The sequence below is a fragment of the Pseudomonas putida genome, from assembly GCF_001976065.1.
GTDB lineage: Bacteria > Pseudomonadota > Gammaproteobacteria > Pseudomonadales > Pseudomonadaceae > Aquipseudomonas > Aquipseudomonas serbica.
Window position 1 is genome coordinate 672304 of record NZ_MNAH01000001.1, and the last position, 11335, is coordinate 683638.

Annotated in this window: 8 protein-coding genes; all 8 read right to left on the bottom strand. The window is 62.0% G+C overall.

The genetic code is table 11. The features are described 5' to 3' along the window. Positions 1-22: 22 nt before the first annotated feature. The 8 genes from BKX96_RS03120 to BKX96_RS03155 all read right to left on the bottom strand — a co-directional run bounded on the left by BKX96_RS03120 (position 23) and on the right by BKX96_RS03155 (position 11325). Positions 23-3892: an autotransporter outer membrane beta-barrel domain-containing protein gene (locus BKX96_RS03120; protein ID WP_077182668.1), complete on the bottom strand. Its 3870-nt coding sequence runs from the start codon at positions 3890-3892 to the stop codon at positions 23-25. Positions 3893-4105: 213 nt separating this feature from the next. Further along, positions 4106-5335 (bottom strand): putative porin, encoded by a 1230-nt coding sequence (locus tag BKX96_RS03125; protein WP_046815207.1) that lies wholly within the window; start codon positions 5333-5335, stop codon positions 4106-4108. Positions 5336-5725: 390 nt separating this feature from the next. Continuing rightward, on the bottom strand, positions 5726-6685 hold the full coding sequence (locus BKX96_RS03130) for a PDR/VanB family oxidoreductase (protein ID WP_077182669.1): 960 nt from the start codon (positions 6683-6685) through the stop codon (positions 5726-5728). A 68-nt stretch (positions 6686-6753) separates the two neighbouring features. Beyond that, entirely contained in the window at positions 6754-7788 is a 1035-nt protein-coding gene (locus BKX96_RS03135; protein ID WP_077182670.1) for a Rieske 2Fe-2S domain-containing protein, read from the bottom strand. 21 nt (positions 7789-7809) lie between these two features. Beyond that, complete coding sequence (locus tag BKX96_RS03140; protein WP_077182671.1) at positions 7810-8037, bottom strand: recombinase-like helix-turn-helix domain-containing protein; 228 nt, start codon at positions 8035-8037, stop codon at positions 7810-7812. Between the two features lies 1 nt (position 8038). Beyond that, complete coding sequence (locus tag BKX96_RS03145; RefSeq protein WP_077182672.1) at positions 8039-9019, bottom strand: VOC family protein; 981 nt, start codon at positions 9017-9019, stop codon at positions 8039-8041. Then, complete coding sequence (locus tag BKX96_RS03150; protein ID WP_077182673.1) at positions 9016-10512, bottom strand: aldehyde dehydrogenase; 1497 nt, start codon at positions 10510-10512, stop codon at positions 9016-9018. Before BKX96_RS03150 ends, BKX96_RS03145 begins: the two co-directional genes overlap by 4 nt. 9 nt (positions 10513-10521) lie before the next feature. Continuing rightward, positions 10522-11325 (bottom strand): aspartate dehydrogenase, encoded by an 804-nt coding sequence (locus BKX96_RS03155; protein ID WP_046815213.1) that lies wholly within the window; start codon positions 11323-11325, stop codon positions 10522-10524. Between the last annotated feature and the right edge of the window lie 10 nt (positions 11326-11335).

Consider the following 11335-nt stretch of genomic DNA (forward strand, 5'->3'; position numbering starts at 1 on the left):
ACGGCGTTCAGTGCGCAAGATTTCAAAAGTTGATCTTGAATCCGAGCATCGCGTCATATCCATGGCTGTCCCCATCGAACCCCTGGCGATAACCTGCCGAGGCCGTGATCGTGGTGCGCCGGTTGGCCTGGTAATCCACCCCCAGATTCACCTCGCCCCAGGTGCCCTGGATGTCGGCTTCGAACGGGACGTAACCTGATTCAGAGGAAAACTCGGTCTTCGGTTGGCCCTTGAACTCATGCCAGACACTGGGGCGAACCCATGCGTTGGTGCGCCGTTCGCTCTTGTCGACGCCCTCGGTGTCCCAGTCCTTGGCGATGCGCACGCCGAGCCGGCCGATCAGCGAATCCACGTCCTTGAAACGAATGTTGGCGCCGACGTCGTCGCTGCTGTCCAGATCGACGTAGCTGTAGATGGCCTGCAACTGCGGTTCGACGTACCAGTCTTTGTCGAACTCGTAGGGGTAGCCGTTTTCCAGCGAGGCGGTGTAGCCCCAACCGCGGGTTTTCAACTTGGCCAGGTCGTTGGGCTTGGCCTCGATGTCGAAGCGGTTGACCTGCAGCACGCCGTCCAGATACCAGCCGGACGGGCCGAAGTGCGTCCAGTACGCGCCCACGCCATAGGCACGCAAAGTGTCTTCACCGGCGGGACGGCGGGTGTAGTGGCTGACGCCTGCGTCGATGGTGCCCGCCGACAGCGACACACCGGCCTGTTCATGACTGCCATCGGTCCTGACTTTACGGTAGAGGTCGGTGCCGACCTGAAAGGCGGTCAGGTCGTAGTTGTACTCGGGGGTGTTGCCCAGGGCGTTCTTGCGATCGCCGTCCTGTTTGCCACTGCGATAGATCACCCTTCCCCAGCCCATGGACGGGGCCACAGTGGACTCATCTTCCTTGGGCAATGGATCGCCGGCGTTGAGACGCTCTTCGCCGACCCGCTCGTGCAAGGTATCGACCATCGTCCTGCCGTAGACCAGCGCCAGCGCCGGAACCGCGCCGTACAGCGAAACCTCCGGACGAAAATTCGGCACGTGATCGGGAACCGGAGCGGGATCAGGCGTTGGATCAGGGTCCGGCGTCGGATCGGGGGTCGGGTCTGGCGGAACAGGGGGGGCAGGAGGCGTGGGCGCATCCGAGCGCAGGAACCAGGTGTCCCTGGCGCTGCCATCCTCGGCACCCTGTTGCAGGCGATACTCATAGGGCCCCGCGACGGCCCGGCTGGCCAGGCGAAAGGCGTTGGGGTCACTTGCCCCATCGGTCTTGTTGAGCAATTCGACGACAGCGATGCCGTTGCCCTGGGTCAACTCGCCCTGTCCGCCGACATTGCTCACGGTAACCCGGGTGGCACCGCCACTACCGGTGCTGGTGGAGTCCACCACCAGCATGTCGGAACGGCTGTTGCTGCCGCCTGCGTTCAAGGTGGTGTTGAGCAGCAGACTGCCGCCATTGGAGACGAACGTCCCGCCGCCATCGGTACCGGCGGTGGTCGCGCCACTGATCAGCAGCACATTACCCACGGTGCTGGTGCCGGCCGCAAGGTCGAGCGTGCCGCTATGGGTGAAGCTGTTCACGCCGAGCAATTGGCCCTGTACCGCGCCACCCGGCGTCGGCGTATTGGCCGCCTGGCCCAAGGGCAGATAGGCACCGCTGGCATTGAAATTGACGATGCCTGTAGCGGGTTGCGCCGCCAGGCGAATGACGCCGCTGTTGTCGATACTGTTGTTGCCCGCCGACCCCAGGTTGCTGGTCGAAACGCCCCAGGTATCACGGGTGCCGCTGCCGGTGCTGTCGGCGAAATTGCGCAAGATCCAGGTGCCGTTGTTGGTCACGGTACTGGCGGCACTGACGGCATTGACCGAACCGGTCATCTGACCGGTGTTGTCGAGTATGAAATTCGTCCCGGGCGTGGTTGCATCGGCACGCACCGCTGAATCGCTGAGCGCGCCGATCACGCCGGTGTTCGTCAACGTCTGGGTTGCACCGCCCAGGGTCACGCCGTTGCTGTCTGCCCATCCACCTTGAAGGGTTGCGCTGTTGCTGACGCTGACCGCTCCGCCTTCGGTCAACGCATCGATCGCCGACGACCCCGTGCCCTTCGTGGTTATTGCCCCGGTGTTGGTGACCGAGAGCGTGGCCGCGCCGGATGCTTGCGCCAGAATGCCCTGGCTGTCGCTGGCACCCAGCGTCTGAATCGGCCCGGAGTTGACGATAGTCTGCTGGCCACTGACGGACAACGTACGGATGCCACGCTGCTGATTGCCCCGAGCGATCAGTTCCCCACTGTTACTCACATTCAGGGTACCCACGCCAGTGCCCGAATTGAACGCATTGCCCGCCAGAATCGCCGCGCCCTGGCCATTGACGTCAATCAGCGGCCCGGTGAACGCAACATTCGTATTTCCGCCCAGGGTCAGGGCCTGTATGCCAAAGGAGCCAATGCCACTGCCGTCGCCCGACCCGGCATCGGAATGCGTGATGATCGTGCCGCCAGCGTTGACGTCCACGGTGCCTGTGGGTGATTGGGTCGAGGCATAGATCCCGTTGGCATTGCTGTTGATCGTTTCGATACGGTCGCCGGAGTAGTCGACCCGGACATTGCCGCCCGTCGAGTCGACCCGGATGCCGCCCGCGCCAAAACCACTGGCGAAGATGTTGCCGGAATAATCGATAAGGACATTGTTGTTTTCGGCGCTGACGATGATGCCGTAGGCGCGCGTGGTGTTGAGCCCGCCGAGTACGGTGAGATTGCCGCTGCCGGTGATGGTCGCGTCACCGGTGCCGCGCTTGATCACGTAGATCGCCCGCGAGCCGGCTGTATTGGCCGTGTTGCCGACGTTGATAGCGGCGTTGTTTTCAATACTGATTGAGCCGGTGGCGCCAACGTTATCGTTGGCATAGATACCATGTCCGCCGCCCCCGGTGGTGGTGATCGCACCGGTGTTGACGATGTCGATGCTGCCAACGGTGGAAAAGGAGCGAATGCCGAAACCATTGACGCCATTGGCGCTGAGTGTCCCGCTGTTGCTCAACCGGGTATTGCCGGCGCCGCCTTCGGTGAACAGGCCGAAGGCGTTCATGCCGACGGCCTGGACAGTCGCCGCGTTCACCAGGGTGGTGTTGCCATTGACCGCGCGGGTGTGGACGCCGGCGTGGTTGCCGACGCCAGCGGTAGGCAAGGTGTCATCGGTGATGGGATCGCCGGCGGACAGCGCATCGTCGTTGTTGACCAGGATGCTGACCCCGGCACCCACACTGACGCTGGTTGCTCCGCTGCCGGTGGCCTTGGTCCAGATGCCGTTGCCGCCGAGCAGTGTTATCTGACCACTGCCGTCGTGGGTAACGTTGATCCCACCGCCGCCACTGGCATTCACATCGATCCCGTCATGTTCATTGCCAACCACGCTGTTGAGGATGTTCAGCGTGGTGCCCGAAGTGACGGAGAACGTCGACAGCCCGCTGCTGGCATTGGTGATGGCCATTGCGTCGAGTGCGCTGCCACCCACGTTGACCGTGTTGGTACCGCCATCGACGCTCAGGGACGCATTGCCGGTAGATCCGATTACGTTAGAGAACACCGCGTTTGCAGCCGTCGGTGGCGTGCTGTTGATCGTGGTGCCGCTGAGGGTGACGGTTGAGTTGGCGTTGTTGCCTCGACTGAGCACCGAGGATCCGGCAGTGGTGGTGATGGCCGTACCCGCTTGAGTACTGATCGAGGCGTCGACGCCGGCGGCAGGCGTACAGGTTTGCGATACATTGTAGGTGCCGACGGCAAGCGGCCCACAGGCGGCCTGGGCGTCCGCCAACATCAGGGCATTGGCCATGGCGACCAGCAAGGCGCTACGTTTGAAATGGGGGGCAAACCCGACATGGAAATGGTTGCGAGCGCTTTTCATCAAAACCTCCCTGTTCAACCGCTTGCCGATGCCTGCCAGCCAATGGGCGATGGCATGGCGATTACCGCTATAAACCTTAGTTGGTAATTCGCAGATTGGGGAAGGAAACGAGGCCAGTTCACTCTTGCGCCTGCAGGAGCTGCCGCAGGCTGCGATCTTTTGCTCTTGCCTTTAAAGATCGCAACCTCGTTGCACTCGACAGCTCCTACGAAATCAAAAGTAGTACCCAATGTTGATGTTGGTCCGGTAGTACCACTGGTTACTGCCGATCGAACTGGTATTGGTGAACCCCGTGCCGTTTTCCGCGCCGCCATAGGGGTTGGCGTTTTTAGCCCAGGTGAAATCAACCCACCCCATGATCGGCATCGCCAGGAACTGTGCGCCCACGGTGTACATCTGCGAGTCGTCCCAGCCGCTCTCGTCTTTCATCATGCGGCTGTAGTCGTTGTAGAGTTTGATTTTCTTCAGCGGTCCGAGTTTCGGCGTGGGAATGTCGTAGGCGACGTTCAGCGATGCGATGGTGGCCTTGGCGGCTATCAGGTAGGCGGGCGTCAGGCCGTTGCTGCCCATCAGTATCGAATTGTCGCTGACGCCGGCCGGATTTTTCGGGTCATACTCGTAGCGAATGCCCTGGGTGCTGACGGTCCACTGGCCGGCGTTGATGATGGCGTGGATGCCGCCGGCCCAATAGTCGCCGTCATCTTTGGTGGTAGCGTTGTAGAGCTGTGCGGTGGCCAACGACGCGCCGATTTCGGTCTTCCAGCCATCGTTGACAAAGGTCCGCGCGACGCGGGCGTTGAGCTGGTTGTGTTTCTCGTTGTCCTGGCGCGACTGGGTGAAGGGGATGGCATTGTCCTTGAGGTCGGCGTATCGCCCGACTTCCGGCGAGTAGCGAATGTCGGACGGCAACATGCGCGGGAAGTAGCCCAGTTGCAGGTCCCAGTCCTTGTCCTTGTAGCTGTACTTCAAGCCGGTGCCGGCGCTGACGCCGTAACCCATGAAGAAGGGCAGGTGATAGCTCCAGCCGAATTGCGGGTAGGGTTCCAGCCCGAAGGGCTTGAACGGCGCGCCCACTTGCAGGTTGGAATTACTGTTCAGGCGATAACCAACGAAGCCGCGATCGATGGATCGTTTGCCGTCGTCCTGGAACCAGTAGCCGACATCGCTGTAGAGGTTTTTGTAAGTCGCTTGCACATCGACACGGAAGGTGTCGAACAGGAACCGCCCGTTGTTTTCGGTGGTGTCCCAGTGCTCGTCGCGGTAGTTGGTGCGCAAGGCACCGCCGATGTCCAGGCTGCTCTGGCCGTCATCGCTGCGCCAGGCGATATGCGGAAACGGCTTCTTGGCGGTGGTCGACGTCTCGGGGGCGGCAGGGCCGGGTTCGCCGGCGAAACTGACGCTGCTGCTGATGATCAGTCCCAGGCCTATAACGTACTTCTTCATGCTGACTTCCCCTGCGCTGTTGAGCACTACAAAGTGACCGGCAACACTTTCCCGCTCGCCCTGGAAGTGGCAATGAACGGAAGGCTTGATGTGTTGCTGTTATGCAGTGTGTTTTTGTTTGGCTGTTTCGTCGGTAATACGGTGTCTGACCTATGAACCTGACAGGGATAGAGCAGAAACCATGCCAGTCCTGCAATCCCATGTTGTTAACTAAAAAATCGAGTTAAAACAATTGTTTATATGGGAAACGCATTTTTATGTATTGCCTGCGAAACAGCGCGTTCGGGGGGTAACCAAACTGCACGTTCGTTGTGCGGCGATTACTTTACGCGCATTAAAAAGGCCGGCTAAAAAGCCGGCCTGTTCAACGGATGAAATAACGCAAACTTGCTACAAGTCGAGTACCAGTCGCCGGCTCTTGCATCCCGATACGCAGACCATCATCGATTTATTCGCGGCACGTTCGGCTTTGGTCAGCACGCCGTCCCGGTGGTCGACTTCACCTTCCAGGACCCGTGTTTCACACGAACCGCACACCCCCTCGCGGCAACTGTGCTCGATGTCACAACCGGCCTCGAGCAGCACATCGAGCAGGCTCAGCCCCGGCTCGATGGACAGCGTCTTGCCGGATTTCTTCAGCTCGACGCTGTAGCTGCTCTGCGCGTCTTCGGACGGCGGCAGTTCTGCCGCGGCAAAACGCTCGATGTGCGCATGGGGATAGCCGAGGCCTTCGCAGGTGCTTTCGAAGGCATCGAGCATCGGCGTCGGCCCGCAGCAATAAAAATGCGTGTCGTCGGGCTGGCCAGCCAGGTAGGTGCCGAGGTCCGGCGGCATGCCTTTTTCGTCATTGAAGTGGTAGACCACCTTGGCGCTCAGGCCGCTGAGCTCTTCCACCAGTGCGGCTTCCTGGCGCGAACGGGCGCAGTAGATCAGCTCGGCGGATTTTCCCAGGGCCAGCAGTTGGCGGAACATGCAGTAGATCGGCGTGATGCCGATACCGCCGGCCACCAGCACGCTGTGCCTGGCGCTCAGGTCGAGCTGGAAATTGTTGCGCGGCGACGAGATCGGCAGTTGCATGCCGACCCGCAGTTGCCCGTGCACATATTCCGAGCCGCCACGGCTGTTGCGATCACGCAGGATGCCGACCACATAGCGGCCACGGTCGCTCGGCGAGTTGAGCAACGAGTAGCTGCGCACCAGGCCGTTGGGCAGATGCAGATCGATATGCGAGCCGGCTTCGAACGGGGCGAACACGGTATCGCCATAGGGCCGCAACTCGACGCTGATGATGCCTTCGGCTTCGTAGCGCAAGGTGTGCACGAGCGCGGTAATGGGGGAGGAATGGGACATCGGTCACCTCTTTTCGACAGTTCGCAAATCGACACGCGCGCCGGCCAGAACACAATGCACGATCGGCTTCATGGCAACTGCTTCGCATCAACCAGCTCAAGCTGAGCCTTGGCTGCGTTCTTCAGGTAGCGACGCAGGCGCACCACACCGAGGTCATGCTGGTAGAGGTTTTCCCGCTGGTTGGCGTCCGGTTCCATGAATTCGAGCAGCACCCGATCCTGTTCCAGCACCGCCCAGTGGCGTGCTTCCAGACGGTTCTTGTAGAGGAAGCGCCAAGTGTCGCGCTGCCAGCCGGTCAGTGGCCGGCACCGCCAGTGGAACACCGCCGACAAGGAGGTGCTGCTTGGCGTGTAGCTGCCGATGATGGTGAAGTTGCCGCCCGGGCCACCGGTTTTCGGATAAGGGATTTCCAGGCGCAGCCAGTGGCAGCTGTCGTCCATGAATTCGGTCCAGTCGAAGTTCACTCCGCGCTGGCCTTCCTTCTCGAAGAAGAAGCCCTTGTCGGTGTCGCGGGTGACGAATTTGGCGGTGGCTTCGCCTTCGCTCATGGAGTGCGACATCTTGTGCAGGTAGGTGCCGTGCATCGGGTCCATGACGTTGTCGATGACATAGCGGTAGTCGCCTTGCCACTCGGCGTAGCACAGGAAGCTGCTCCATTCGGGGGAGCTCAGTTGCTCGGGCAGCACCAGTTCCGGCGGGGTGTCCACGTGCGGTTCGGCGGCGTTGAAGAGAAAGATCGCGCCGGCGGCTTCACGGGTGTGGAACATGCGCGTCGGGCGGCTGCCTTCGAGTTTGCAACCGGGGCTGCCGGGCACCTTGGTGACTGTGCCGTCGCAACGCACTTCGACGCCGTGATAAGGGCACTGCAGGCGGTCGCCCAGCACCGGTCCCTGTGACAACGGCGCGCCGCGATGCGGGCAGTGGTCTTCGAGGGCATGCACGCTGCCGTCATTGTCGCGCCACAGGGCAATCTTGTAGCCCAGTCGACGGATCGACACCGGCTTCTCGCCCAGTTGGTCAGAAGGCAGGACCGGGAACCAGAGGTTCTTCAAGCCGTTTGCCAGGAGGTGTTCTACAGGATCGACGGTTGTGTTCATGTTCATTTCTTGTTTACCTCCGGCGGTTCATTCGCCCAGCCGAGCCATCAGGGTTTTATAGGCGTCCGTTGTCCACTCACCGCTGGTCAGCGGGCAGGGCGGCCCGGCCAGGTTCAGGTGCGCGAGCAGCTCGGGCAACTCGGTCACACCGTTGCCGAAGGCGCGCTCGATGGAGTCGCCGAGCAGGTCCTCGAACTGGGTATTGGGGCGTTTACGGGCCTGATGCGGCTCCAGGTAGGGTTCGGTATTACGCATCTCATTGACCTCCGTCTGAAGATTTCGCTTTGTCAGTCAGGAACTTGCCCTGGGGCGCGTCGACATTTTGCTGGCGTCGGGTGTTGCCATCGATGCCGCCGGCAATCGCCCATTCGGCGAAGACGGTCGGGCCCGGCTCGAAGGTGCGTGGCTGCCATTCGCCGGTCAGTTGGTCTTCGTCGGCGTAGTACTCGACCAATGCACCGGCCGGGTTCTTGAAGTACCAGAAGAACGCCGAGGACACCGGGTGACGCCCCGGGCCGATTTCCGTCGCCCAGCCGCAGCGGGAGATGTGCATGCCGCCGCCGAACACTTCGTGCACATCGCGCACGGTGAACGCGACGTGGTTCAGGCCGGCGCGCGGGGCGGGCAGTTGCAGCATGAACAGGTCGTGGTGCCCGCCTTCTTCAGCGGTGCGCAGGAACGCACCGCGATCCGGATAACGGTCCGAGGCCTGGAAGCCGAAGCGCTCGTGATAGAAGGCTTCGCAGGCGTTGACGTCCTTGACGAAAAACACCACATGCCCGACCTCGATCGGTGTGGCGCGCTCGTAGATCGGCGCAGCCTTGTTGATCCGGCCCTTGGTTTGCCAGGTGTTGTGGCCGCTGCACTCGATGTCCAGTTCGCGCTTGCGGGTCACTTGCAGGCGGATCGCCAGGCCATTGGGGTCGGTGCAGCCAACACGGCCGTTCGCCTCGATGAAGCCCGGGTCGTTGGCGATGCGTTCGCTGTAAAGCTTGAGGTCGGCATCGCTTTCGACGCCCCAGACCACTTCGCGCACCGTTGAACCGGGTTCGATCGCCGGTGGCAGGCCCACCTTGTTGATGTCAGCGAGCACGACACGGCAACCGTTGAGGGTTTCGAAGATCACCTCGTCTGCCTGCTCGCTGACTTTACTCAGGCCCCAGTCACTGAAGAACCGAGCGCTGGTCGCCAGGTCCTCGACGCCATAGGTGACTTCATCAATGCCTAAAACGCTCATAACCCTACCTCTGGTTGCACACCGGCCCAGGCCAGTGGCTGTTCATTCATGCCCCAATAAAGGCTTTTCTGTTCCATGTACTGCAGGATGCCCAGGCGACCTTTTTCACGACCCAGGCCGCTGTCGCGCCAGCCACCGAAGGGGGTGGAAATGGAGAATTGCTTGTAGGTGTTGATCCACACCGTGCCAGCCTGGATTTTTCGACCCAGTGCCCAGGCGCGCTTGTAGTCACGCGTCCAGATGCCGGCGGCGAGGGCGTACAGGCTGTCGTTGGCCTGCTCCAGCAATTGCGCTTCGTCGTCGAATGGCATGGCCACCAGCACCGGGCCGAAGATTTCTTCCTGGCACACCTGCTGGCTGTTGTTCAGACCTTCGAGGATGGTCGGCGGATAGTAGTAACCCTGATCAAGAACACCGCCGCTGGGGCGCTGGCCACCGAGCAGCAGGCGTCCGCCTTCGGCCAGTCCGAGTGCCACATAACGCTCCACCGACTCGCGGTGGGCGGCGCTGATCAATGGGCCCATTTGCGTGCGCTCATCCGCCGGATCACCGACGCGCAATGCGGCCGCCGCTGCCACCAGGCGCGTCATGAACGGCTCGTACAGCGCACGGGCGACGAACAACCGCGACCCGGCGATGCAGGCTTCGCCCGACGAACTGAAAATGCCGTACAACACGCCGGCCACCGCGTGGTCGAGGTCGGCGTCTTCCAGAACGATGGTCGGCGATTTGCCGCCCAGTTCCAGGGACACCGGCATCATCTTGTCGGCGGCGATGTGGGCAATGTGTTTGCCGGTTTTGGTGCCGCCGGTGAACGACACGCGCTTGACCAGCGGGTGACGGGTCAGTGCATCGCCGAGCAGCGAACCCTTGCCCGGCAATACGCTGAGCAAGCCCTTGGGCAGCCCGGCGTCTTCGCAGATGCGTGCCAGTTGCAAGGCCATCAGCGGAGTGATTTCCGCCGGCTTGATCACTACGGCGTTGCCAGCCGCCAGCGCCGGAGCGACTTTCTGCGCTTCGCTGGCGATGGGCGAGTTCCATGGCGTAATCGCGGCGATCACGCCCATCGGTTCAAAGACGCTCATGCTGACGAAATCACCGCGAGATGGCGTGATGGTTTCTTCGAGCGTTTCACAGGCCGAAGCGAAGAACTGAAAAGTGCCGGCGGCACTGGCCACCAGGGCACGGGTTTCGTTGATCGGCTTGCCATTGTCCTGGCGCTGCAACTGTGCCAGTTCTTCGCTGCGCTCACGGATCAGTTCGGCGATGCGGTACAGCACGCTGGCGCGTTCATGGGGTTTGCGCTGCGCCCAGCCGCTGTGCAAAAACGCCTGGTGGGCGCCTTGCACGGCTTCTTCCACGTCTTCGACACTGGCGGCGTTGAGCCAGGCAACGGCTTCACCGGTGGCGGGGTAGCAGGTGGCGTAGCGCTCACCCCGGCCGAGTTGCCATTGGCCGGCAATGCAAATGGGTAACGTCTGTTCGAGAGTCATCGCAGTTCCCTAAATCGAAATCGCGTGGGCGTGGTTGCCCAGGGCGCGGACGACGCTGTAGACGGTCAACGCCGAGGTTTTCGGGTTGGCCAGCAGCGGTTTGCCACGCAGGCTCAGTTCGAACCCGCCAAAGGCGCCACGGGCTTCGAAGTGATGCACGTTCTCTTCGCAGAGCGGGTCGGCGATCAGGGTCACATGGGTGCGATCCAGGCCGAGCCCGGCCAGCGACAAGGTCGCGGCGACGTTGGCGTTTTTCGGGTACTGGCGGGCCGCTTCGCGGGCACTGCCCTGGAAAATCACCGTGGCTTCGCTGAGGCTGTCCAGGTCGAACGCCTGTTCCGCCGGGGTGTTTTTCCAGGCACGGGCCGGTTTGCGTCCGGTGTAGTTGACCGAGTCCAGGCCGCCGACCTTGGCCGCCGACAAGGCGTCGATGCCGCCGATGGCGCCGGGCAGCAATTCGATGCGGGTCTGACCGCGTTCGGCCGCTGCCTCCAGGCGCTCCACCAGGCCGACTTCGGACAGCGCGCCGACCGAGACGATCAGGCAGGCGATGCCACGCTCCAGGGCCGGCAACACATGTTCTTCGATGGCCTTGTGACCGGCACACTCGACCAGCAGGTCGGGGCGTGCGTCGGCCGGCAGGGCCGTGAGCACTTGCGGCGGTTGTTTGAAACTGGCCAGCCTTTGCCGTACCAGCTCTTCGGAACCGGCCGAGGCGATGACGTAGTCGACGCACAACTGCGGGTCTTTCTCCAGCAGCTCGAGCACGCCGACGCCGATGGCGCCGCAGCCGATCATGGTGATATGCAACATGGCGAAGTCC

Excerpts from the sequence above, each read along its gene's own strand:
- BKX96_RS03140 (WP_077182671.1), bottom strand. The coding sequence starts at position 8,037 with ATGCGTAATACCGAACCCTACCTGGAGCCGCATCAGGCCCGTAAACGC.
- BKX96_RS03150 (WP_077182673.1), bottom strand. The coding sequence starts at position 10,512 with ATGACTCTCGAACAGACGTTACCCATTTGCATTGCCGGCCAATGGCAA.
- BKX96_RS03120 (WP_077182668.1), bottom strand. The coding sequence starts at position 3,892 with ATGAAAAGCGCTCGCAACCATTTCCATGTCGGGTTTGCCCCCCATTTC.
- BKX96_RS03125 (WP_046815207.1), bottom strand. The coding sequence starts at position 5,335 with ATGAAGAAGTACGTTATAGGCCTGGGACTGATCATCAGCAGCAGCGTC.
- BKX96_RS03155 (WP_046815213.1), bottom strand. The coding sequence starts at position 11,325 with ATGTTGCATATCACCATGATCGGCTGCGGCGCCATCGGCGTCGGCGTG.
- BKX96_RS03145 (WP_077182672.1), bottom strand. The coding sequence starts at position 9,019 with ATGAGCGTTTTAGGCATTGATGAAGTCACCTATGGCGTCGAGGACCTG.
- BKX96_RS03135 (WP_077182670.1), bottom strand. The coding sequence starts at position 7,788 with ATGAACATGAACACAACCGTCGATCCTGTAGAACACCTCCTGGCAAAC.
- BKX96_RS03130 (WP_077182669.1), bottom strand. The coding sequence starts at position 6,685 with ATGTCCCATTCCTCCCCCATTACCGCGCTCGTGCACACCTTGCGCTAC.